Source organism: Enterobacter sp. Li2LvB3, assembly GCF_056156645.1.
Map to the genome: position 1 here is coordinate 204,053 of NZ_JBSICG010000001.1, position 23,205 is coordinate 227,257.

The following is a 23,205-nucleotide window of genomic DNA, read 5'->3' on the forward strand; positions in this document are numbered from 1 at the left end:
GGAATAATCAAATAATGCAGCTGAATGATAAAAATTAACAACTTAACGTAAATAAAACAAACATTGTGTTGGGCTGCTAAATCGTTTTAACGGGTTATCAACACAAGCGGGATGATCACGCAGAGAAATTTGTTAAATGCAATATATATATAACTATATGTTTTTAATGGATTATGATCGAATGTCTCTATGATAGAGATATCGTCAGGGACAAACTCGCTAATTATCAGGCCGCTAAGCAATTGTCATACCCAACTACTTCATACTTCTGCATGAGTATTCGTCCATTAAGAATATAAAATAGTGTCAACAGGTCAATAAATAATCAATTTACAAGTCATGCTGATGGATTTATCGATAACATTCGCTTAAATTATGTGATGGAGATCACATTTTTTTTAAATTTTGGGTGGGGTCGCATTGTATGTGTTAGAGCTGACGAGTAGAGTTTGCGTCGAATTAGGAAAAATCTTAGTTATTTGTAAGAAATGATAAAACGTGTAAACAACGCAGTTGGGTGTTGCGCGTTTTGCTACATACAAACCTTAATTCAACTATGCATTTGGCCTTCTTTTTTTATACCGGGTGATTTCCCGGCGACATCACGGGGTGCGGTTTTTCCGCTTAAAAATAATAGTAGTTATTCGGGATGGGAAAAATGCATACATCCGAGTTGCTAAAACATATCTATGACATCAATTTGTCATATTTACTGCTCGCGCAGCGTTTGATTAGTCAGGACAAGGCGTCCGCGATGTTTCGTTTGGGTGTTAGCGAAGAAATGGCAACCATGCTGGGTGGGTTAACTCTTCCACAGATGGTGAAGCTGGCGGAAACGAATCAACTAGTATGTCAGTTCCGTTTTGATAATCCTCAGACTATCACGCGTTTGACTCAAGATTCTCGTGTTGACGATCTGCAACAGATCCACACCGGTATTTTACTTTCTACCCGCTTGCTCAACGAAATCAGCCAGCCTGATGACGCAGCCCGTAAGAAAAGGGCGTAAAAATGAGTGAAAAAAGCATTGTTCAGGAAGCGCGTGACATACAGCTGGCAATGGAACTGATTACGCTGGGTGCTCGTTTGCAAATGCTGGAAAGCGAAACCCAGCTCAGCCGTGGTCGCCTCATCAAACTGTACAAAGAATTACGTGGCAGCCCACCGCCAAAAGGGATGCTACCGTTCTCAACGGACTGGTTTATGACCTGGGAACAGAACATCCACGCGTCGATGTTCTGCAATGCCTGGCAATATCTGCTGAAAACAGGTCTATGCAGCGGCGTTGATGCCGTGATCAAAGCGTATAAACTTTACCTTGAGCAATGCCCACAGCAGAATGACGACGGTCCGCTGCTGGCCTTAACTCGCGCCTGGACGCTGGTGCGTTTTGTTGAAAGCGGAATGCTTGAACTGTCACGCTGCAATTGCTGTGACGGTAATTTTATTACCCATGCTCATCAGCCTGCTGGCAGCTTTGCCTGTAGTTTATGCCAGCCTCCATCCCGAGCCGTAAAAAGACGTAAACTTTCCCGGGATGCTGCCGATATTATTCCACAACTGCTGGATGAACAGATCGAACAAGCTGTTTAACCCGAACGTGTGGGCAAGATTCCAGCAGCGGTAAGAAATTACCGCTGCTTTTTTTTACCCCGCATTCCGGTCACTCATTCGAAATGAACGTCCTGCCTTAGTCACTAGCGGAAGGATGATGTCGTGCTTATCTTATTAGGTTACCTGGTAGTTCTCGGTACAGTTTTCGGCGGTTACATGATGACCGGCGGGCACCTTGGAGCACTCTATCAACCGGCTGAACTTATTATCATCGGCGGCGCAGGGGTAGGGGCTTTTATCGTTGGTAACAACGGTAAATCGATCAAAGGGACGCTGAAAGCTATTCCACTGCTGTTCCGTCGCTCGAAATACACCAAAAGCATGTATATGGATTTGCTGGCGCTGCTCTATCGCCTGATGGCGAAGTCGCGTCAGCAGGGAATGTTCTCGCTGGAGCGAGACATTGAAAATCCAAAAGAGAGCGAAATCTTTGCCAGCTATCCGCGCATTATTGCCGATGCAATGATGCTGGATTTTATCGTTGATTATCTGCGCCTTATCATCAGCGGCAACATGAACACCTTCGAAATCGAAGCGCTGATGGACGAAGAGATCGAAACCCACGAAAGCGAATCCGAAGTGCCAGCAAACAGCCTGGCGCTTGTGGGTGACTCCCTTCCGGCCTTCGGTATCGTTGCGGCGGTAATGGGGGTAGTACACGCCCTGGCGTCTGCGGATCGTCCGGCGGCAGAACTGGGTGCCCTGATTGCACACGCAATGGTCGGGACCTTCCTCGGTATTTTGCTGGCCTACGGTTTTATTTCTCCGCTGGCAAGCGTGCTGCGTCAGAAGAGCGCGGAAACCACCAAAATGATGCAATGCGTGAAGATCACGCTGCTCTCTAACCTCAACGGCTATGCACCGCCGATCGCTGTCGAATTCGGTCGTAAAACGCTTTACTCCAGCGAACGTCCATCGTTTATCGAGCTGGAAGAACACGTGCGTGCGGTGAAAAACCCAAATCAACAGACGACAACTGAGGACGCATGAAAAACCAGTCCCATCCGATCGTCATCGTAAAAAAGCGCAAGCACAAGGGCGGCGGACATGGTTCGCACGGCTCCTGGAAAATTGCTTACGCCGACTTTATGACCGCAATGATGGCGTTCTTTCTGGTGATGTGGCTTATCTCCATCTCCAGCCCGAAAGAGCTTATCCAGATTGCTGAGTATTTCAGAACACCGCTGGCGACGGCGGTGACAGGGGGGCAGCGTATCGCGAACAGCGACAGCCCAATCCCTGGCGGCGGTGATGACTACACCCAACAAAAGGGTGAAGTGAAAAAAGAGCCGAACATTGACGAGCTGAAAAGACGGATGGAACAGGCGCGCCTGAAAAAACTGCGTGGCGATCTGGATCAGTTGATTGAAGCCGATCCGAAACTGCGCGCATTACGCCCGCATCTGAAGATAGACCTGGTGCAGGAAGGCTTGCGTATACAGATTATTGATAGCCAGAACCGCCCAATGTTTAAAACCGGCAGTGCTGAAGTTGAACCTTATATGCGCGACATTTTGCGTGCAATTGCGCCAGTTCTGAACGGGATCCCAAATCGCGTCAGCTTGTCAGGACACACGGATGATTTCCCGTATGCCACGGGTGAGAAGGGATACAGCAACTGGGAACTTTCTGCCGACCGTGCCAACTCCTCGCGTCGCGAGCTGGTGGCGGGTGGGCTTGATGATGGCAAGGTACTGCGCGTGGTCGGCATGGCCGCAACGATGCGCGTCTCCGACCGCGGGCCAGATGATGCCATCAACCGTCGTATCAGTCTTTTAGTGCTGAACCAGCAGGCGGAGCAGGCCATCCTGCATGAAAACGCCGAAAGTCAGAATGAGTCACTGGACGATTTAAAACAGCCTGGGGCCGTACCTTCGGCTGCCGTTCCAACATCGCCACCAGCCAATCCGAGGTGATAGCGTGAGCATGGATATTAGCGATTTTTATCAGACATTCTTTGATGAAGCCGACGAATTGTTGGCTGACATGGAGCAACATCTTTTGGATCTGGTGCCTGAAGCACCGGATTCAGAGCAGCTCAATGCCATCTTCCGTGCGGCGCATTCTATTAAGGGCGGAGCAGGGACGTTTGGTTTTACCATCTTGCAGGAAACAACCCATTTAATGGAAAACCTGCTCGATGAAGCGCGCCGCGGTGAGATGCAGCTCAATACCGACATTATTAACCTGTTTTTGGAAACCAAAGATATTATGCAGGAACAGCTCGACGCCTATAAAAGCTCGGCAGAGCCTGATGCCGCCAGCTTTGAATACATCTGCAACGCGCTGCGTCAGTTAGCGCTGGAAGCAAAAGGTGAAGCAGCGGCTCCCGCTGTTAGCCCGGCAACCCTGAGCGTTGTCGATACCGCTGAAGACGTCGCGCCTGCCGCTGCGGCAAGTAAGTTGCGCGTTGTGCTATCTCGCCTTAAAGAGAGCGAAGTCAATCTGCTGGAAGAAGAGCTGGGTAATCTGGCCAAATTAAGCAATGTGGTGAAGGGGAAAGACAGCCTTGCCGCAACGCTTGAAGACGGCATTAGCCAGGACGATATCGTGGCAGTGCTGTGCTTTGTAATCGAAGCCGATCAGATTGATTTTGAAGAAGAAACTGCTCAAGCCCCTGCGGCGGCAGAAGCGGTTGTTGCGGTCGCTGAAGTGGCGGCTCCTGCTGTTGTTCCTGCCGCGCCGGCGCTGAAAGCGGTGCCAAAAGAATCAGCAGCACCTGCCCGCGGTGAAAAACCGGCGGCACGTTCAAGTGAATCCACCAGTATTCGTGTTGCAGTCGAGAAAGTTGACCAGCTGATTAACCTGGTGGGCGAACTGGTGATCACCCAGTCCATGCTTGCCCAGCGTTCCAACGAACTGGACCCGGTCACTCATGGTGATCTCATCACCAGCATGGGTCAGTTACAACGTAACGCCCGCGATTTGCAGGAATCGGTAATGTCCATCCGTATGATGCCGATGGAATATGTCTTCAGCCGTTTCCCGCGTCTGGTGCGCGATTTAGCCGGTAAACTGAACAAGCAAATCGAACTGACGCTGATGGGTAGCTCTACCGAACTGGATAAGAGCCTGATCGAGCGCATCATCGATCCATTAACGCACCTGGTGCGTAACAGCCTTGACCACGGTATCGAACTGCCGGAAAACCGCGTTGCTGCGGGGAAATCACCGGTCGGTAACCTGATTTTGTCTGCGGAACACCAGGGCGGCAATATCTGCATCGAAGTGACCGATGACGGTGCTGGCCTGAACCGCGAACGTATTCTGGCGAAGGCAATGTCTCAGGGTATGGCGGTAAGTGAAAACATGACCGATGAAGAAGTGGGGATGCTTATCTTCGCGCCTGGCTTCTCGACGGCTGAACAGGTGACGGACGTTTCCGGCCGTGGCGTGGGCATGGATGTGGTGAAACGTAATATCCAGGAGATGGGCGGCCACGTTGAGATCAAGTCTAAACAAGGTTCCGGTACGACCATTCGCATCCTGCTGCCACTGACGCTGGCGATTCTGGATGGTATGTCTGTCAAAGTTGCTGGTGAAGTCTTCATTCTGCCACTGAATGCGGTAATGGAATCTCTGCAACCGCGTGAAGAAGATCTGCATCCACTGGCGGGTGGCGAGCGCGTACTGGAAGTGCGTGGCGAGTATCTGCCACTGGTTGAACTGTGGAAAGTATTCGAAGTCGATGGTGCGAAAACCGAAGCGACGCAAGGCATTGTGGTTATTTTGCAAAGCGCAGGACGCCGCTATGCGCTGCTGGTCGATCAGTTGATTGGTCAGCACCAGGTCGTGGTGAAGAACCTCGAAAGCAACTACCGCAAGGTGCCGGGAATTTCTGCCGCCACCATCCTGGGTGATGGTAGCGTTGCGCTGATCGTTGATGTATCAGCGCTTCAGGGATTAAATCGTGAACAACGTGTGGCATACACAGCCGCCTGATTAAGAAAAAGGTAATAACATGACCGGTATGAGTAATGTAACGAAACTGGCGGGCGAGCCATCTGGACAGGAGTTCCTGGTCTTCACTTTAGGCGATGAAGAGTACGGAATCGACATCCTTAAGGTGCAGGAGATCCGCGGTTATGACCAGGTTACGCGTATTGCTAACACCCCATCTTTTATCAAGGGCGTGACGAACCTGCGCGGTGTGATTGTGCCAATCGTTGACCTGCGCGTGAAGTTCAGCCAGGGCGACGTGGACTACAATGACAACACTGTGGTGATTGTCCTGAATCTGGGCCAACGTGTTGTGGGTATTGTTGTTGATGGCGTGTCGGATGTGCTGTCACTGACCTCTGACCAAATCCGTCCTGCGCCAGAGTTTGCGGTAACGCTGTCCACCGAATATCTGACCGGTCTGGGTGCGCTCGGCGAGCGTATGCTGATTCTGGTGAATATCGAGAAGCTGCTGAACAGCGATGAGATGGCGCTGCTGGATATCGCAGCGAGTCATGTAGCTTAAAACAAAGCCGGGTGGCGCTAACGCTTACCCGGCCTACGTGTGCGAGCCATTTGTAGGCCGGGTAAGGCGAAGCCGCCACCCGGCTTTTTTACATCTTAAGCTTCCTGCTCTACCAGCTCAGCTTCCGCTTCCCGCGCACCTTCATTCTGTGAAAGCATCGCCGTCGCAATCCCGTTCCCCAGCACGTTAATTGCAGAACGCCCCATATCCAGGAAGTGGTCAATCCCCATCAGCAACAGAATACCCGCCACCGGGATATTAAAGCTTGGAATGGTCGCAGCCAGCACCACCAGCGAAGAGCGCGGCACACCCGCAATCCCTTTAGAGGCCAGCATCAGCGTCAGCATCAGAACGGTGACTTCGGAGAAACTCAGATGAATGTTGTACGCCTGGGCGATAAACATAGAGGCAAAAGAGCAATACACCATCGAGCCCACCAGGTTAAAGGAATAACCAATCGGCAGAACGAAAGAGGCGATATTACGTGAACAGCCAAAGCGCTCCAGCTGTTCCAGCGTTTTTGGATAAGCGGCTTCAGAACTGCTGGTGGTAAACGCGACCAGTACCGGATCTTTCAGCATACTGACCAGACGAAACACCTCTTTTTTCAGCACCATGTAACCCACCGCCAGCAGCACCATGCAGGTGAGCAGGATGGCAACATAGTAACCGCCAATAAATGACGCGTAGTTCAGCAAAATGCCCAGACCCTGCGTGGCAATGACGGATGAAATCGCCGCGAAAATGGCCAGCGGCGCAACGTACATCACGTAGCCTGTCACCTTCAGCATGATGTGCGAAACCACATCCAGCGCGGCAACCAGCGGAGCATTGAATTTTTGACCCAGTGACGCGCCTGCAATACCGAAGAACATCGAGAACACCACAATTTGCAGGATCTCGTTATTCGCCATCGCGCCCGCAATACTGGTTGGAATGGTGTGAGACAGGAAGGCTTTCAGCGTCATCCCCCCCACGGCCAGGCCGGTATCAACCGCTTCTTTCGGGATAGTCAGGTTCAGGCCGCTACCCGGGTGTTCCAGGGTGACAATAAACAGCCCCACCAGAATAGAAAGCACGGAAGAGCTGATAAACCACACCATCGCTTTTCCGCCAACGCGGCCAATGGTAGAGGTTTCGCCCAGCTTCATAATGCCGACGGTTAACGTACTGAACACCAACGGCGCTATCACCATTTTAATCAGTCGCAGGAAAATATCGGTCAGCAGCGTGATGTTATCCGCCCAGGCGGTAATGACATCCTGTGATGCGTACTCGTGAATTACTGCCCCTGAAAGAATACCCGCCAGCATGAATATCACGATGAAGAGTGTGAGTTTGTTTGCACTTGCCACGAAAAAAGACCCTCTATGCGCTTAAGATTCATCCCCGCGCCGATACATATAGATTTTTTATTACAGCGCAGGAAAATATTCGGCACATAAATTGACGTAAAGTGAGTGGGGATACAACTGGTTTTTAATTTTTATTAATTTTGTTGCTAATGCCTCAACGATATATTGTGACGCTTATCACGTTTTTATGGATATATTCTCAGGATGAGACGCATTTACTTCCCGTAAATTGTTTTAACTGATTGTTTTTTAATTAACTAAGTTGTCAATACGGCAAAAGTTGCACGTATCCTGGCAAGGGTGGTTGAAGCGGTATCCATCAACTAAATTCACAATAACCCCCTCTCGGGATTGTTCAGTGGGGCTAACATCTTGAACAGTATAAATAAAATGTGGTAAGCGAACGGCGACATCTTCTGGAGGGGGAAAAATGAAAAGAAAACGCCTTTTAATATTTGCAGGCACCCTGCTTATCGCAACGACCGCCTGGCAGGCGCTGGCGGTAACCAGTAGCGGCACCATCGGCGCGATACTGACTCTGACCAACGGTTGTTTGATCAACGGATCACCCACTCAAAACGGAATTAACTTCGGGACGCTGGATTTCGGGACCCATCCTGCGACCTTTTCTACGCTGACAACCCAGTTGACCGGGGCCAGCGGCGGTAACTCCTTCAGTATTCAATGCACCACCGCCAGTTATACGGTGGCGATAACCGGCAATACCAACTCCACCGCTCCAACCACCGTGGTAGGGACACCAGGTACGCCCGCGCGTTACCTGATTAATACCACCGACGCGGCACAGGGTGTGGCATACAGCCTGTACAGCGACAGCGGATTTAACAACATCATCGCCAATAACGCGGCGTTGCCGGCAGCGTCGACGACGGGCGGGGTGAGCAGTTACACCCTGTACGGACGCATCACCGGAGGCGGCAACAGCGTTACGGTTGTCCCGGGAACCTACACTGACACCATTAACGTCAGCGTAACCTACTAGTTCCAGTCATGAAGGCATTCTGGTTATGTCTGCGCGAAAGCGCAGAGAGTTTCCTGCAACCTTTTTTTGTACTCACTGTGGGGCTGATGCTGGCGCCCATCGCCGGGGCGGTGACGTCGCAGCCATTTAAGGTCAGTGCGACCATTGTGCCGGGCTGCTCGGTAATTTCCGGAACCGGTGGGCTGTTGGGTACGCTGGATTTTGGCACACATACCGGGGTAGAAAGCGCCCCGGTCAATACCAGCTTTGTGCCCAACGGGGCATTGTCCATTGCCTGTACGCCAGGCGTGTCGCTGAGTATGAGCATTGATGGTGGACAGAATTACGCTTCTGAACGGCAAATGAAACGTTCAGGCGGAACCGATGTTGTGGCGTACCGACTCTACAGTAACAGTTCTCTGGCCGCGAACAGTGAGATTGGGGTCAACCAGGCGGTCGCGGTGACCTATACCAACAGCAATAACATCTCACTGCCGCTCTTCGGTGTGGCGCTCCTGACCGGGTTTAGCCCGGCAGGTGTGTATTCTGATCAACTCGTCGTGACGTTGTCATGGTGATTAAGGGAGAAAATCGATGCAGCCATTATTCAGGCGTATTTGTCTGGTAAGTATGTTGGGAGTCACCGCCGTTGCAACAAGCCAGGCGCACGCGGCGGCGACTATTCTGTTATGGCCCATCGACCCGTGGCTTTCGGCAGACGCCAAAGCCACGGAATTATGGATCCAGAATCAGGGCAACAGCTCGACGACCATGCAGGTACGCATTGTGCGCTGGAAGCAGGAAGAAGGGTTTGAACGCTATACCGCACAGCAGGATGTCGTTGCCAGCCCGCCGATTGTCACCATCGGCAAAGACAGCAAGCAGCTTATCCGTCTGATCAAGCAGGGCGCTGTCCCGATGGGCGTCGAACAAGCCTACCGCATTATCGTGGATGAAATTCCCCAGCCTGATGCCAAAGCTGAACCGACCATCGGCCTTAAACTCCAGATGCGCTACTCCATTCCGCTCTTTGTTTACGGGCAAGGGATCCCGACAATAAAAGAGGGTGCGCATCATGCGCTGGTGGAGAGTAAAAATCTGAGCTGGCGGGTAACGCAGGAAGGGGGGCATCCTGCGCTCGAGGTTCGTAACCAGGGAGATGTGCACGTCAGGCTGAGTCAGGTGACGCTGGAGCAGGGCGGGCAGAAACGAACGGTTGCTGATGGATTGCTGGGGTACGTGCTGCCCGACAGTACCCGCAGGTGGCCGATCCCGGCGGGAATTCGCCAGCCAGAGCAGATGAGCGCGCAGATTAATGCCAGGGATACGCAATGGCAGTCGACGCCCGTCAACTGAAACCGGCGATGATTATCCTGCTCTGTATCAGTACCAGCACCTGGGCCGAGCCTGGCGATGACAGTTTGCCGCCGCCACCGCAAGCCCAGGCAATAAACGGTGAAGCCGTTTTCCAGCTTGCTCTTGTACTGAATCACTATGATACCGGGCTGGTGGTGCCCGTCACGCAACGCGATGGCGCTTACTTTATTTCCAGCGCCGATCTGCTGCGTGCCGGGCTTCCCCCCGAGCATGTGCCGAATGGGGACGTCAATCTTTCTACGCTTTCTCAGGTGCGCGTGGAGTACGACAGCACCGCACAGCGGCTGTTGTTAACCGTGCCTCGCGACTGGGTTTCATCCCGCATCACGCCGTTTAGCGGCCTGGCGGCACAGAGCAAACCCCACTATGGCCGGGGGGCGCTGCTGAATTACGATCTCTATACCAATCATACCGACCACATTGGCGGCCAGGCGTCTCTCTGGCATGAGTTCCGCTACTTCAATGAAAACGGCTCGTTTTCATCTACTGGCTACGCCCGACAAAATTTCTCCGGGGACAATGGGCAACAGGAAGGTTACGTTCGCTATGACACCACCTTGTTGATGACCAACGAAGACGATGCAACCACCTGGACTGCCGGGGATGTGATAAGCGATGCTCTGAGCTGGAGCAGCAGCGTGCGTATGGGCGGGATAAGCTACGGGCGTGATTTCTCCCTGCGCCCGGATCTGGTGACCTGGCCGCTGCCGGAGTTCTCGGGGGAAGCGGCCGTGCCCACCTCCGTCGATCTGTTTATCAACGGCTATCGTTCGGGCTCGACTCAGCTCCAGCCCGGGCCATTCACCCTGACGAACCTGCCCTATATCAACGGCGCCGGGGATGCCGTGCTGGTGACCACCGATGCGCTGGGTCGACAGGTCAGCACGACGCTGCCGTTTTATGTCACCAGTGATGTGCTCAAACAAGGGCTTAGTGACGGCGCGGTGACGCTCGGGAGCCTGCGGCGTAATTATGGAATCAAAAGTTTCGACTACGGTCCGGCGGCAGGCAGCGGATCGTATCGCTATGGCCTTACAGACTGGCTGACGCTGGAAGGACACGCAGAAGGCGCGCAAGAGCTGGCGCTGGGCGGGGCGGGAACGGTGGTGAAGCTCGGACGTTTTGGTGTGGTGAATACGTCATATACCTGCAGTCAGATGCGTGGGGACGATGGCGGGCAAATCAACTGGGGTTATCAGTACAGCACCAGTGAGTTTAACCTTGCCACCCAGCATAGCCGGCGAGGTCGCGGCTTTGGCAACCTGGCACTGTATGACCAGCCGACGGTCTATGATGAAAACAACCGTCCGATTGCCAGTTTTAGCCGCAATACTGACCAGTATTCGCTGACCTTTAACCTCGGGCAGTACGGTAATATTGGCGCGGCCTGGATCGGTGTTGAGAGTTTTGATAACCAGAAAACGGAGCTGCTGAATCTCTCCTGGAGCCGCAATCTGTGGGGTGCCAGCAGTATCTATCTGGCGGCCAGCCGCGACCAGCAGCGGGGGGACTGGACGGTCGCACTCTCGCTACAGGTTCCGCTGGGCGAACGTGACAGCACCGCCGTCACCTTTGAAAATACCCCGGATGCAGGCAGCACACAGCGCATCAACTACAACCATTCCATGCCTTCCGACGGTGGGTTTAGCTGGAATATGGCGTGGGCCAACCAGTCGCGGGCGAATAACTATCAGCAGGGAACGCTGGGCTGGCGCAACAATAATATTGAATTGCAGGGCGGGGGATACGGCGAACAGGACATGATGACCTGGTGGGGCGAGGCGATGGGCTCCCTTGTGCTGATGGACGGCGAGTTGTTTGCCGCCAACAAAATCAATGATGCGTTCGTGGTGATCAGTACTGATGGCCACCCGGATGTTCCCGTTAGCTATGAGAACCAGCCGGTCGGCAAAACCAATAACAATGGTTATCTGCTGGTGAGCGGCGTGTCGGCCTATTATCCGGCGAGCTACAGTATTGATACCCTGAATCTGCCTGCCGATACCCGGCTGAAAGAGACCGAGAGGCGGGTGGCTATTCGTCGTCACAGCGGTTATCTGGTCGATTTCCCGATGGAGCAGGAACGGGTGGCAAGCGTGATTCTGCATGATGCGCAGGGGCAGGATATTCCGGTTGGAAGCCAGGTGAGACGCGCCTCGCGCAGCAATGCGGTGGTGGGGTATGACGGCATTGCCTGGCTGGAAAATCTCAGCGACGTGAATCCGCTGGATATTACCACCCCGGAAGGCAAACACTGCACGGCGACGCTGACCATTGGTGCAAACCCGGATCATAAGCTGCAAACCTATGGGCCACTGGTGTGCCGGGAGAGGCCATGAAGCGCCTGCTGCTGGTGATTATGCTGCTCTTTTCCGGCGGCAGTGGGGCGGTGTGTACCATCAGTACTGTGAATGCTGCATTTGGCAGCGTAGGGTCATTTTCCCTTAGCGGAACCGGGGAGGTGGAAACTACCGGCACTCTGGTGGTTTCCTGTGATGCGATACTCAATCTGTTGACTAACGATTCGGTGACGCTGAGCTACACGTCGGCTTCGGTATCCGGTAACAGCCGCGCCACGATGAAACGCACCGACAACGCAACCATCACCGACGTGATCCCCACGCGGCTGTGCGGTTTATCGGGCTGTGCAAGCAACAGTGAAGTGCAAATCAGCAAGACCTACACCTGGAGTGGTAACACGCTGTTGGGGCTGCTGGGGTCGAAGCAGTACAACATTCCGCTCTATTTCCGAACCGTGGCCGGGCAAAACGTGACGGCCGGGCCGTATCAGGTGCTGTTGACCTTCAGCATTAACTACAATGTCTGTTCTGTGGGGGTTCTGGGGCTGTGCACTACGCCACAAACGGGGACGGCGACGACAAGTATTCTGCTCAACATGACCGTGACCAACGACTGTAGCGCCATGACTACGCCGGACGTGAACTTCAACAGTGCGCCGCTGGTACAAAATTTCCCCACCATTTCGCAAGCCATCGCCGTGACCTGCACCAAAGGCAGCACTTACACCATAGGAATTAACGATGGTGCCAACGCGCTGAACAATGTGCGTCGTATGGTTAGCGGCAGTAACTATATGAGTTACGACATCTACAAAGAAGCGACCACCAGCCGCTGGGGCGGCAGCGGCACCGAGCGCTGGGCCAGCTCAGCCTCTTCACAGCTGAGCACTGACGGCCTGCTGCGTACCTATAACTACACGGCCAAAGTGCTCACCAACCAGACTACCCCATCTGCCGGGACCTACAGCGATACGCTAATTGTCGACGTGGCGTTTTAACCGGCGCTTTTCCCTTTCGCAAATGTAAAGTTCCTGTGGTCGGTGCCGATAACACCGTTAATAAATCTATGAGAAGGTGTTGTATGTTGAACCGTATCCGCGTTGTCACAATGCTCATGATGGTGCTGGTCATTTTCGCGCTTCTTCAGCTCATTTCAGGCGGGCTTTTTTTCTCGTCGTTAAAAAATAATCAGGACAGCTTTGCCGCATCAAACGATCTGCGTTTGCAACAAAGCGAGCTGACATCGACCTGGGATCTGATGCTGCAAACGCGCATTAACCTGAGCCGCTCTTCTGCCCGCATGATGATGGACCCCAATAACCAGCAGAGCACCGCGAAAACGGATCTGCTGAAAAATGCCCGCGCAACGCTTGCCGACGCCGCGAAACACTACGACGCCTTCAAAAAAATTGCCCCGCAGCCTGCAATGGAGCAGGTGAGCAGCAACATTGATGAGAAATACACGGCCTACTTCGCGGGCCTGACGGAGCTTATTCAGTTCCTGGAAAGCGGCAACATGGATGCCTACTTCGCGCAGCCAACTCAGGGGATGCAAAACGCCCTCGGTGCAGCGCTGGGTGAATACGCCAAAGCCAGTAGCGACCTGTATCACACCTCCTTTACGGAAAGTCAGAACGATTACCGCTTCGCCAAATGGCAGATGGCCGTACTGGCGCTGGCGCTGGTGATTGTGCTGGTTGGCGTGTGGTATGGCATTCGCCACATTCTGCTGAATCCACTGGGCCGCGTGATTGCCCATATCCGTGAAATCGCCAGCGGCGATCTGACCAAAACGCTTACCGTATCCGGGCGTAATGAAATCACGGAGCTGGCAAACACCGTTGACCACATGCAGCGCTCGCTGATTGATACCGTGACCAATGTGCGTCAGGGATCGGATGCCATCTATACCGGCACCAGCGAAATTGCGATGGGCAACAATGACCTTTCTTCTCGTACCGAACAGCAAGCTTCGGCGCTGGAAGAGACGGCAGCCAGCATGGAAGAGTTAACCGCGACCGTGAAGCAGAATGCGGATAACGCCCGTCAGGCTTCTCAGCTTGCCGAAAGCGCTTCCGACACCGCACAGCGCGGTGGTCGTGTGGTGGATGGCGTGGTGAAAACCATGCATGAAATCGCCGACAGCTCGAAGAAAATCGCCGACATCATCAGTGTTATCGATGGTATTGCCTTCCAGACCAACATCCTGGCGCTGAACGCCGCCGTTGAAGCGGCGCGTGCCGGCGAACAGGGCCGCGGGTTTGCGGTGGTGGCCGGTGAAGTGCGCAACCTGGCAAGCCGCAGTGCCAACGCGGCGAAAGAGATTAAAGCGCTGATTGAAGATTCTGTTTCCCGTGTGGATACCGGCTCCGTGCTGGTTGAAAGCGCAGGGGAAACCATGAATGACATCGTGAATGCCGTTACCCGCGTAACGGACATCATGGGTGAAATCGCCTCTGCATCGGATGAGCAGAGTCGTGGTATTGACCAGGTCGCCCTGGCGGTATCTGAAATGGATCGCGTGACACAGCAAAACGCCGCGCTGGTGCAGGAGTCCGCCACGGCGGCGGCTGCACTGGAAGACCAGGCGAGCCGTCTGAAGATGGCCGTCTCGGCGTTCCGTCTTGCTTCAAAAACGACAAATACGGCCATCACGCGTGCAATGCACAGTGGGTCAGCGACTGCCCCGGCAGCGGCTCGCACCCGCACCGTGACGACCGGACAAGATGAAAACTGGGAAACATTTTGACTGAACTTTAAACCGCGGCTACTTGCCGCTTAATGGGAGCGTGGATGTTAAATCGTATTCGTATCTCGACCACACTGTTTTTGATTCTGATCCTTTGCGGTGTGTTGCAGGTTGGCAGTAACGGGTTGTCTTTTTGGGCGTTTCGCGATGGCTATCAGAATTTGCAGGAAGTTGAGGCGAGTAATCAACAGCGCTCCGCACTGGCACAAACACGTGCCGTGCTGTTGCAGGCAAGCACTGCGCTGAACAAGGCGGGGACGTTGACCGCGTTAAGTTATCCGCCGGATGACATTAAGGCGCTGATGGCAACGGCGCGCGACAGCCTTAAACAGGCTGACGCGCAGTTTAAAGCCTTCACGTCTCAGGAGGCTGTCAGCGAGAAGGGCAAAACGCTGAAAGTCGCCATGAAGAAGAACTTTGAGCAGTGGCACAGCGATCTGGATCACCAGGCGACGTGGCTTGAGAACAACCAGCTTTCTGATTTTATGACTGCGCCAGTGCAGGAATCACAGGCGGCCTTTGATGGCAGCTTTAACGCATGGCAGCAGGACATCAACCAGTTTGTTGAGCGTGCGGAGGCAGACAGCCGCACCAGCTACCACATGTCCGGCGTGATTTTTACCGTGGTGGTGATTCTGGCGGCATTGCTGACCGGAGGGGCACTGTTCTGGTCGCGCAGGATGATTGTGCAACCGCTGGCGATCATCAGCAGCCATTTCGACAGCATCGCGAAGGGCAACCTGGCGCGCCCGGTTGCGGTGTACGGTAAGAACGAGATTTCGGCGATCTTCGCCAGCCTGAAGGCGATGCAGGGGTCACTGCGTGAAACAGTGACCGATGTGCGTCAGGGCAGTTATGCCATGCACACCGGGATTTCAGAGATTGCGGCAGGCAATAACGATCTCTCTTCAAGAACCGAGCAACAGGCGGCCTCGCTGGCACAAACGGCCGCCAGCATGGAGCAACTGACGGCGACGGTAAGCCAGAACGCCGATAACGCGCGCCAGGCATCGGACCTGTCAAAACAGGCCGCGCAAACGGCGAAGAAAGGGGGCGACCAGGCGACTCACGTTGCCAGCACTATGCATGAGATAGCCGCCAGTTCTCAGAAAATTGGCGACATTATCAGCGTGATTGACGGTATTGCTTTCCAGACCAACATTCTGGCCCTGAACGCCGCCGTTGAGGCAGCGCGCGCAGGGGAACAGGGGCGCGGGTTTGCGGTCGTCGCCGGTGAAGTCCGTAACCTGGCAAGCCGCAGTGCCAACGCGGCGAAAGAGATTAAGGTACTGATTGAAGAGTCGGTGTCTCGCGTTGAGCAAGGCTCTGCGCTGGTGGACACGGCAGCAAAAACGATGACCGAGATTGTCACCTCAGTGACCCGGGTTAACGACATCATGGGTGAGATTGCCTCCGCGTCAGATGAACAACGTCGCGGGATTGAGCAGGTAGCCCAGGCTGTCAGCCAGATGGATCAGGTGACACAGCAGAACGCCTCACTTGTGGAAGAGGCGGCCGCGGCAACCGATCAGCTGGCAAACCAGGCCGATCACTTAACCGGCCTGGTCGCGGTATTTAATGTAAATGAGCACGTTGAAGCAGTAACAGAAGTCGGGCGGTCGCAGGCCGTGCCAGTTGGAACCTGAATGTGATTAAGAAGGCGCTATGACATCACCAATGCCCTCAGGGCAAACGTCATTACTGTTACAGATGACACAGCGCCTCGCGCTGTCCGACGCGCATTTTCGTCGGATATGTCAGTTAATCTACCAGCGTGCGGGGATCGTGCTTGCCGATCATAAGCGAGACATGGTTTACAACCGGCTGGTGCGGCGCTTGCGCACTCTCGGGCTGGATGATTTTGGCCGCTATCTGAGTATGCTCGAAGCGAACCAGAACAGCGCGGAATGGCAGGCATTTATTAACTCATTAACCACTAACCTGACCGCGTTTTTCCGCGAAGGGCACCACTTTCCGGTGCTGGCGGATCATGCGCGTCGTCGTAGCGGAGAGTATCGCGTCTGGAGTGCGGCAGCCTCAACCGGGGAAGAGCCGTACTCGCTGGCGATCACGCTGGCGGACACGCTGGGGATGGCGCCAGGGCGCTGGAAAGTGTTCGCCAGTGATATCGACACTGAAGTGCTGGAGAAAGCCCGTAACGGGGTCTATCGCCAGGATGAACTGAAGACGCTCTCGCCTCAGCAGCTCCAGCGTTACTTCATGCGCGGCACAGGCCCGCATGAAGGGCTGGTGCGCGTTCGCCAGGAGCTGGCGAACTGCGTGGAGTTCACCTCTGTAAACCTGCTGGATAAGCAGTACAACGTTCCGGGGCCTTTTGACGCCATTTTTTGCCGTAACGTGATGATTTATTTTGATAAAACGACGCAACAGGACATTCTGCGTCGCTTTGTTCCGTTGCTCAAGCCTGACGGTTTACTGTTTGCCGGGCACTCGGAAAACTTTAGCAACCTCGTGCGTGAGTTTAGCCTGCGTGGGCAAACGGTATATGCGCTGAGTAAGGAAAAAGCATGAGTAAAATCAGGGTGTTGTCTGTCGATGATTCGGCGCTGATGCGCCAGATCATGACTGAAATTATCAATAGCCACAGCGATATGGAGATGGTGGCAACAGCGCCTGATCCGTTAGTTGCGCGGGATTTAATCAAAAAATATAACCCCGACGTGCTAACGCTGGATGTCGAAATGCCGCGCATGGATGGCATCGATTTTCTGGAAAAATTAATGCGTCTGCGCCCGATGCCGGTGGTGATGGTGTCATCCCTGACGGGGAAAGGATCCGAAATCACGCTGCGCGCGCTGGAGCTGGGGGCGGTGGATTTTGTCACCAAACCTCAACTGGGTATCCGGGAAGGGATGCTGGCCTACAGCGAGATGATCGCCGAGAAAATCCGCACTGCATCGCGCGCAAAGCTGGCGGCTCATACACCGACCGCAGTACCGGCAACACTGAAGGCTGGCCCGTTACTCAGTTCGGAAAAACTGCTGGTGATTGGTGCATCAACCGGGGGAACAGAGGCAATTCGCCATGTACTCCAGCCATTGCCGCTTTCAAGCCCAGGTATTCTTATTACGCAGCATATGCCGCCAGGCTTTACCCGCTCGTTCGCGGAACGTCTGAACAAATTGTGTCAGATAAGCGTGAAAGAGGCGGAGGACGGCGAACGTGTTCTTCCGGGGCACGCGTATATCGCGCCGGGCGACAAGCATATGGAGCTGGCGCGCAGTGGCGCGAACTATCAAATCAAAATTCATGACGGGCCGCCGGTTAACCGGCACCGTCCGTCGGTGGATGTGCTGTTTCATTCGGTGGCGAAACATGCGGGGCGCAACGCCGTTGGGGTGATCCTGACGGGGATGGGCAACGACGGTGCCGCCGGAATGTTAGCAATGCACCAGGCTGGCGCCTGGACGATTGCGCAGAATGAAGCAAGTTGTGTGGTGTTCGGCATGCCGCGCGAGGCCATCAATATGGGTGGCGTGAGCGAAGTGGTCGATCTTAGCCAGGTAAGCCAGCAGATGCTGGCGAAAATCAGTGCCGGACAGGCAATACGTATTTAAAGAGGAGTGTAGTTTTATGGCGGACAAAGAGCTCAGATTTTTGGTTGTGGATGACTTTTCCACCATGCGTCGCATCGTGCGCAACCTGCTGAAAGAGCTGGGCTTCAACAACGTTGAAGAAGCAGAAGACGGCGTGGATGCGCTGAACAAACTGCAGGCTGGTAGCTTTGGGTTTGTAATTTCTGACTGGAACATGCCTAACATGGACGGTCTGGAACTGCTGAAAACCATTCGCGCAGATGCAGGTATGGCATCACTGCCGGTGCTGATGGTGACCGCAGAAGCGAAGAAAGAGAACATCATTGCAGCAGCACAGGCGGGCGCAAGCGGCTATGTGGTGAAGCCATTCACCGCTGCAACCCTGGAAGAGAAGCTCGGTAAGATCTTCGAGAAACTCGGCATGTGAGGTGATGAATATGTTGCAACCTACTATGAAACCTGTTGAAGAACATTCACCGAGCGACATTATTGCCCGCATTGGTAGCCTGACGCGTATGTTGCGTGACAGCCTGCGTGAATTAGGGCTGGATCAGGCAATTGCTGAAGCGGCGGAAGCGATTCCGGACGCGCGCGATCGTCTGGACTATGTTGTGCAGATGACTGCTCAGGCGGCTGAACGTGCACTGAACAGTGTCGAAGCATCACAGCCACACCAGGACGCTATGGAGAAAGGGGCTAAATCCCTGACCAAACGCTGGGACGAGTGGTTCGAAAATCCAATCGAGCTGGCGGATGCCCGTGAGCTGGTGACCGATACCCGTCAGTTCCTGGGGGATGTGCCGGGTCACACCAGCTTTACCAACGCGCAATTGCTGGACATCATGATGGCGCAGGATTTCCAGGACCTGACTGGTCAGGTTATCAAGCGCATGATGGATGTGATTCAGGAGATTGAGCGTCAGCTGCTGATGGTTCTGCTGGAGAACATCCCGGAACCGGCTGCGCGTCCGAAACGTGAGAACGAAAGCCTGCTCAATGGCCCACAGCTCGACGCGACCAAAGCGGGCGTTGTGGCAAGCCAGGATCAGGTGGACGATCTGCTGGACAGCCTTGGTTTCTGATTGTGCTGTTACCCTCAGGTTGTTTGTTCAACCTGAGGGTATTTTGACTAACGAAGATCCATTTTTACTGTGACATTACCCTCAAAGCTCCCGGAACCGGGTGTCGCACTGGTGGTGCTGACTGGCGCGGCTTTAATACGAATCACACCATTTCCTTGTTCATCCACCGTGACGGGAAACGCATAGCTGCCGTCCAGCGCAATATCCTGATTCTGTTCATCGAACACCCTTACGCCGATATCATCCCTTCCGATCATTTTCGCAATCACGGGATTACTGCTGTCTATGACCCCCTGATCGGCACTCAGCGTGAGTTTAATCCTGTCATTTTTACCTACGGTGTTACTGCCGCACTGGTAGGAAATGTCGACATCTTTCAGCGTAAAGCCTTTCGGTTGTTGTCCCTTATTCACAAACTGACTGGAGACCAGGTCGCCAAAATCGACCTCGATGGTACTTCCCTCGTTAATCGTGCAACTTAGAGGGGCAGTAAGAGAACCGCTTAACCAGATATTTGATACCTGTTCAGCGTTGGTTGGGTCGCAGCTGCCGGAGCCGTAGTAGAGGCAGGCATAGTTTTGTACCACGATGGTCGGGGGAATGATGGCTTCTCCCAGAATGGTTTTTTTGACCAGAAATCTCGCCACAATGACATTCCATCGGAATTGCCGCTTCACGGGGAGAGTGCTTTCAGGGCGGGTGCTTTCACTGCAAACGCTGGCAGTGCCCTCAGTGGTTTTTATCTTTTCGATCAATTTATCCATCGACGAGAGCGACGAAGGGTACGCGTTGATATCGAGTTTGGTTAAATTCGCCCCATCGGGCGAGTTAATCGCATCATTGTAGCCGGATACGTGAATATCCAGCGAGTCTGTAAGATAACCATAGCCGCTGGCACCGGGGCTAAGCGGGCTGCCGGCAAGCGTCAGCTCCATGATTGCTGTACTTTCATCCAGATCTTTTGGGCAGCTACAGTTAGCTTCCATTTCGCTACCGCTACCGACAAGGTGCTCGTTATCATTTACCGCATTACCCACAACGTTATCCGTGGTGGAGAGCTCCCGGCTATAGGAAATCTGGTAATCCTGAGGGGCCGCGAAGCAATTCTTTAATATCGTTGCGGCTTGTCCTGTAAGGGGGAAGGCGAAGGCGTACAGGAGGACCTGAAGGCGCGTCAAAACAGATTTCTGGCGTTTACTGATCATGCGGTTGTTCCTGCTGGCATATCACGCGGGCCTGGCGGATCCCCGTGGGGTTGTTTGAATTTTGCAAATCGGAAAGCGTGATGGGCGCCGTGCAGCGTCGATCGCTGGTGTCTCCCCAGACGACGTCAAGTTCAGCATTTTTGCTTATCCCTGCAAGGTAGAGCGTGCCCATATCGTCGACAATTCCTGTCATACTGGACGCTCTCATCGTCGCTATCGCACCGAAAGGGACGTTCCTGCCATCCTGGCGGGTAAGTGTGATCAGGGCACGGTAACCAACATGGGCGTCAAAGCTCGCGGTCACGGCGGCATTTCGCGAAGGTACTACGGTGATCGAGGTGTCGCTGGTATCCACATCTCGTGGCAGGCTGGTGGTATCGATGCGTATGCGGTTTTCCTGATAGGGCGTGAGTGAGGGGATCACCGCATTTCCCTGCCAGTCTGTCTGGACTCCCCGCTGATTCTTGAAGCGAACCCCCGCCGCACCGGAAGCACTGACGATGGCAAACTGATCGCCTAATGGCTGGGCAAGAGTGATCCCGTGTGGATGAGCTACGATTGCGCCGCTGGCGCCGTAACTGAGCTGCTGGCTGTTATCTGATGAGTAGTAATAGCCCGCATTGAGATTGGCGTACTGCGAACGATAACTGCCGTACAGGCTACTGCTATCGTCAGCATCGTGGTTGGCATGGCTCTGTTGCAACGAATAGCTGAGCCGTTCATCGTCCAGAAGGGTGCCGCTGAGACCCAGGTTTTGTCGGGTGTAACCCTTTTTACTGTTGCTTAAGGAATAACTGCTCCACGCTCGCGGCAGCCATTTGCTGAGTGGGATGCTGAAACCAAAGGAGACCATCTGATCGCTGCTGTAGTCGCTGGTTTTACTGTAGGTGTAAGCCATGTGCAGGCTGACCCCTTCCACAACGGTGTTTGCGCCAGCGGAAAGGCTGCGCTCTTTACGCGAGCTTCCCCAGTAATCCTGCTGATAGCCATTCAGATAAAAACTGCTGCCAAACAGGCTCTGGCTGATACTGGCCTGAAGACGGCTGCGTTTGTTGTACTGATACAGCCAGTCGTTTTCATTACCTTCATACTTCTGGTTGGCATCAGCAAAACTGTAATAGCCCGCCGTGGAGTAGCGATAACTGCCGAGCGTGAAGTTGGTCTCTGTGGCATCGACTTTCCCTGAGTAGAGCAGGCGGTAAGACTGCCCGGTGCTTTCTTCCCCATTATCCAGCCGGGTTTTGGCCACCGTCACGTCCGCTGAAAGTGAACCCACTACGCCGAGTGCAATTCCCGCGCCGCTGTTAACCGCCTGATAGTCTTCAGACGCGGTGACGCCGCCAAACAGCGTCATGGCATTGTTCAGACCATAGATAGCACTGCCCTGCACAAACGTGGGTTCTTTTTGACCGCTGCCGCTGTCGGCGCGGTAGCGTGCAGCGGTTACTTCATACTTCAGATGACCGGGGCGCTGCATCACGGCGACACTAGAGTAGGGCTGGGTGAAGTGGTGCTCGCTGCCGTCGGCTTCTTTCACCGTGACCTCAAGGTCGCCGCTGTTAGTCGTCGAGTAGAGGTCGTGTATCTCAAACGCCCCAGGCGCAACGCTCTGCTGGTAGATCAGATAGCCGTTCTGGCGAATGGACACCTCGGCACTGGAACTGGCTATCCCTCGTATTACGGGGGCATACCCCCGCAGGCTATAGGGTAGCATCTCTTCGTCAGACGCTATATTCACCCCGCGATACTGGAGACTGTCAAAAACCTCTCCCCGTGTACTGTTTTCACCAGCGGTGAATTGTGCTTTCAGGGCATCAATATCATGCTGTAGATAGGTATTAATGGTACTCCAGTGAGCGGCGTCCTGCGTTTTGCTCCAGGTTGAGTAGTTGCGAAGCCGCCAGCCACCAAGATTGGCGCCGCTGCGCAGATTTAGGTACTGACTGGTGGTCGTATTCTGCGCGTCGTCATTATGGCGGGTACCCGAAAAGGCATAATCCGAGAACATGACCGGCACACCGTCGTTCCACCTTGACGGGTCAATATAATCCTCGGCATTGCTGACCATACCCGCCTGCGGAATGCTAAGGCTCAGCGTCATTTTGCTGAAATCAAGCGCTGAGGAGGCGAAAGGAATAAAATCGCCGAGGGGCTTATCGAGCGGCGTCTGAACATCGTAGTCTGCAAGTTTAGGGTACATATCGACATCCACCCCCCACTGACGCAGCATATCCGGCGTGATCTCTGCGACCAGCTCGCCCGTCGGGCTGTTCACATAATGTATGTCGGCATCGCGCATCCGCGTTTTGTTGATGACAATATGGGATGAATAACGGCCAGGAGGCTGAGCGTTGGGCTTCGAAAAGAGTGAAAGGTCGATGTCCTGCTGAGCAAGCGTGCTGCCTTCCAGTGAAGAGGGTGAAAAAAGGTATTCCCGTGCGAGAAGGGGCGTAGAGGTCATCAGTAAAACGCCGCAAAAGCAATGTACCAGCGATGCGAATGTGTTGTTCCGTTTGCCG

General features: G+C 53.9%; 20 protein-coding genes. 17 read left to right on the forward strand and 3 right to left on the reverse strand.

Annotated elements, in window-relative coordinates; translation table 11 throughout:
* The first annotated feature begins 658 nt into the window (after nucleotides 1–658).
* The 6 genes from flhD (at nucleotide 659) to cheW (ending at nucleotide 6,079) form a co-directional block, all read left to right on the forward strand.
* Entirely contained in the window at nucleotides 659–1,009 is a 351-nt protein-coding gene (flhD, locus tag ACS603_RS00995) for a flagellar transcriptional regulator FlhD (RefSeq protein WP_182061533.1), read from the forward strand.
* 2 nt (nucleotides 1,010–1,011) lie between these two features.
* Nucleotides 1,012–1,593: a flagellar transcriptional regulator FlhC gene (gene flhC, locus ACS603_RS01000; RefSeq protein ID WP_014070721.1), complete on the forward strand. Its 582-nt coding sequence runs from the start codon at nucleotides 1,012–1,014 to the stop codon at nucleotides 1,591–1,593.
* Nucleotides 1,594–1,716: 123 nt separating this feature from the next.
* Nucleotides 1,717–2,604, forward strand: coding sequence for a flagellar motor stator protein MotA (motA, locus tag ACS603_RS01005; RefSeq protein ID WP_094935636.1), 888 nt, complete (start codon nucleotides 1,717–1,719; stop codon nucleotides 2,602–2,604).
* Nucleotides 2,601–3,530, forward strand: coding sequence for a flagellar motor protein MotB (gene motB, locus ACS603_RS01010; RefSeq protein ID WP_182061532.1), 930 nt, complete (start codon nucleotides 2,601–2,603; stop codon nucleotides 3,528–3,530). The genes motA and motB overlap by 4 nt, the downstream gene beginning before the upstream one ends.
* A 4-nt stretch (nucleotides 3,531–3,534) precedes the next feature.
* On the forward strand, nucleotides 3,535–5,556 hold the full coding sequence (gene cheA, locus ACS603_RS01015) for a chemotaxis protein CheA (RefSeq protein WP_315686074.1): 2,022 nt from the start codon (nucleotides 3,535–3,537) through the stop codon (nucleotides 5,554–5,556).
* Nucleotides 5,557–5,575: 19 nt separating this feature from the next.
* A complete protein-coding gene (gene cheW, locus ACS603_RS01020) occupies nucleotides 5,576–6,079 on the forward strand; it encodes a chemotaxis protein CheW (protein WP_182061530.1) in 504 nt (167 codons plus the stop codon).
* Between the two features lie 95 nt (nucleotides 6,080–6,174).
* On the opposite strand, the gene ACS603_RS01025 is transcribed toward cheW, so the two are convergent.
* Nucleotides 6,175–7,434, reverse strand: coding sequence for a dicarboxylate/amino acid:cation symporter (locus ACS603_RS01025; RefSeq protein ID WP_315686073.1), 1,260 nt, complete (start codon nucleotides 7,432–7,434; stop codon nucleotides 6,175–6,177).
* Nucleotides 7,435–7,864: 430 nt separating this feature from the next.
* On the opposite strand from ACS603_RS01025, the gene ACS603_RS01030 reads away from it, so the two are divergent.
* From ACS603_RS01030 to cheZ, 11 genes are all read left to right on the forward strand, one after another.
* Nucleotides 7,865–8,437 (forward strand): Csu type fimbrial protein, encoded by a 573-nt coding sequence (locus ACS603_RS01030; protein ID WP_474943605.1) that lies wholly within the window; start codon nucleotides 7,865–7,867, stop codon nucleotides 8,435–8,437.
* 8 nt (nucleotides 8,438–8,445) lie between these two features.
* Nucleotides 8,446–8,994: a Csu type fimbrial protein gene (locus ACS603_RS01035; protein WP_315686072.1), complete on the forward strand. Its 549-nt coding sequence runs from the start codon at nucleotides 8,446–8,448 to the stop codon at nucleotides 8,992–8,994.
* A 16-nt stretch (nucleotides 8,995–9,010) separates the two neighbouring features.
* Nucleotides 9,011–9,772, forward strand: coding sequence for a fimbrial biogenesis chaperone (locus ACS603_RS01040; protein ID WP_182061526.1), 762 nt, complete (start codon nucleotides 9,011–9,013; stop codon nucleotides 9,770–9,772).
* Nucleotides 9,748–12,132, forward strand: coding sequence for a fimbria/pilus outer membrane usher protein (locus ACS603_RS01045; protein ID WP_474943606.1), 2,385 nt, complete (start codon nucleotides 9,748–9,750; stop codon nucleotides 12,130–12,132). Before ACS603_RS01040 ends, ACS603_RS01045 begins: the two co-directional genes overlap by 25 nt.
* Nucleotides 12,129–13,091: a Csu type fimbrial protein gene (locus ACS603_RS01050; RefSeq protein ID WP_474943607.1), complete on the forward strand. Its 963-nt coding sequence runs from the start codon at nucleotides 12,129–12,131 to the stop codon at nucleotides 13,089–13,091. The genes ACS603_RS01045 and ACS603_RS01050 overlap by 4 nt, the downstream gene beginning before the upstream one ends.
* An 83-nt stretch (nucleotides 13,092–13,174) precedes the next feature.
* Nucleotides 13,175–14,842 (forward strand): methyl-accepting chemotaxis protein II, encoded by a 1,668-nt coding sequence (gene tar, locus ACS603_RS01055; protein WP_182061523.1) that lies wholly within the window; start codon nucleotides 13,175–13,177, stop codon nucleotides 14,840–14,842.
* Nucleotides 14,843–14,886: 44 nt separating this feature from the next.
* On the forward strand, nucleotides 14,887–16,488 hold the full coding sequence (gene tap / locus ACS603_RS01060) for a methyl-accepting chemotaxis protein IV (protein ID WP_474943608.1): 1,602 nt from the start codon (nucleotides 14,887–14,889) through the stop codon (nucleotides 16,486–16,488).
* Between the two features lie 19 nt (nucleotides 16,489–16,507).
* A complete protein-coding gene (gene cheR / locus ACS603_RS01065; RefSeq protein ID WP_217186435.1) occupies nucleotides 16,508–17,374 on the forward strand; it encodes a protein-glutamate O-methyltransferase CheR in 867 nt (288 codons plus the stop codon).
* Complete coding sequence (locus ACS603_RS01070; protein ID WP_014832418.1) at nucleotides 17,371–18,420, forward strand: protein-glutamate methylesterase/protein-glutamine glutaminase; 1,050 nt, start codon at nucleotides 17,371–17,373, stop codon at nucleotides 18,418–18,420. The genes cheR and ACS603_RS01070 overlap by 4 nt, the downstream gene beginning before the upstream one ends.
* A gap of 16 nt (nucleotides 18,421–18,436) precedes the next feature.
* The gene (gene cheY, locus ACS603_RS01075; RefSeq protein WP_182061520.1) at nucleotides 18,437–18,826 is read left to right on the forward strand and encodes a chemotaxis response regulator CheY; all 390 of its coding nucleotides are present in this window, start codon (nucleotides 18,437–18,439) and stop codon (nucleotides 18,824–18,826) included.
* 10 nt (nucleotides 18,827–18,836) lie between these two features.
* Nucleotides 18,837–19,481 carry a protein phosphatase CheZ gene (gene cheZ, locus ACS603_RS01080; RefSeq protein ID WP_182061519.1) on the forward strand — a complete coding sequence of 215 codons (645 nt, stop codon included), beginning with the start codon at nucleotides 18,837–18,839 and terminating at the stop codon, nucleotides 19,479–19,481.
* Between the two features lie 47 nt (nucleotides 19,482–19,528).
* On the opposite strand, the gene ACS603_RS01085 is transcribed toward cheZ, so the two are convergent.
* Nucleotides 19,529–20,686: a fimbrial protein gene (locus tag ACS603_RS01085; RefSeq protein ID WP_474943609.1), complete on the reverse strand. Its 1,158-nt coding sequence runs from the start codon at nucleotides 20,684–20,686 to the stop codon at nucleotides 19,529–19,531.
* Nucleotides 20,676–23,147, reverse strand: a complete 2,472-nt coding sequence (locus ACS603_RS01090; RefSeq protein ID WP_474943610.1) for a fimbria/pilus outer membrane usher protein — start codon at nucleotides 23,145–23,147, stop codon at nucleotides 20,676–20,678. The genes ACS603_RS01085 and ACS603_RS01090 overlap by 11 nt, the downstream gene beginning before the upstream one ends.
* Nucleotides 23,148–23,205: the final 58 nt, after the last annotated feature.

Excerpts from the sequence above, each read along its gene's own strand:
- flhD (WP_182061533.1), top strand. The coding sequence starts at position 659 with ATGCATACATCCGAGTTGCTAAAACATATCTATGACATCAATTTGTCA.
- flhC (WP_014070721.1), top strand. The coding sequence starts at position 1,012 with ATGAGTGAAAAAAGCATTGTTCAGGAAGCGCGTGACATACAGCTGGCA.
- motB (WP_182061532.1), top strand. The coding sequence starts at position 2,601 with ATGAAAAACCAGTCCCATCCGATCGTCATCGTAAAAAAGCGCAAGCAC.
- cheW (WP_182061530.1), top strand. The coding sequence starts at position 5,576 with ATGACCGGTATGAGTAATGTAACGAAACTGGCGGGCGAGCCATCTGGA.
- ACS603_RS01030 (WP_474943605.1), top strand. The coding sequence starts at position 7,865 with ATGAAAAGAAAACGCCTTTTAATATTTGCAGGCACCCTGCTTATCGCA.
- ACS603_RS01035 (WP_315686072.1), top strand. The coding sequence starts at position 8,446 with ATGAAGGCATTCTGGTTATGTCTGCGCGAAAGCGCAGAGAGTTTCCTG.
- ACS603_RS01040 (WP_182061526.1), top strand. The coding sequence starts at position 9,011 with ATGCAGCCATTATTCAGGCGTATTTGTCTGGTAAGTATGTTGGGAGTC.
- ACS603_RS01045 (WP_474943606.1), top strand. The coding sequence starts at position 9,748 with ATGGCAGTCGACGCCCGTCAACTGAAACCGGCGATGATTATCCTGCTC.
- ACS603_RS01050 (WP_474943607.1), top strand. The coding sequence starts at position 12,129 with ATGAAGCGCCTGCTGCTGGTGATTATGCTGCTCTTTTCCGGCGGCAGT.
- tar (WP_182061523.1), top strand. The coding sequence starts at position 13,175 with ATGTTGAACCGTATCCGCGTTGTCACAATGCTCATGATGGTGCTGGTC.
- tap (WP_474943608.1), top strand. The coding sequence starts at position 14,887 with ATGTTAAATCGTATTCGTATCTCGACCACACTGTTTTTGATTCTGATC.
- cheR (WP_217186435.1), top strand. The coding sequence starts at position 16,508 with ATGACATCACCAATGCCCTCAGGGCAAACGTCATTACTGTTACAGATG.
- ACS603_RS01070 (WP_014832418.1), top strand. The coding sequence starts at position 17,371 with ATGAGTAAAATCAGGGTGTTGTCTGTCGATGATTCGGCGCTGATGCGC.
- cheY (WP_182061520.1), top strand. The coding sequence starts at position 18,437 with ATGGCGGACAAAGAGCTCAGATTTTTGGTTGTGGATGACTTTTCCACC.
- cheZ (WP_182061519.1), top strand. The coding sequence starts at position 18,837 with ATGTTGCAACCTACTATGAAACCTGTTGAAGAACATTCACCGAGCGAC.
- ACS603_RS01085 (WP_474943609.1), bottom strand. The coding sequence starts at position 20,686 with ATGATCAGTAAACGCCAGAAATCTGTTTTGACGCGCCTTCAGGTCCTC.
- ACS603_RS01090 (WP_474943610.1), bottom strand. The coding sequence starts at position 23,147 with ATGACCTCTACGCCCCTTCTCGCACGGGAATACCTTTTTTCACCCTCT.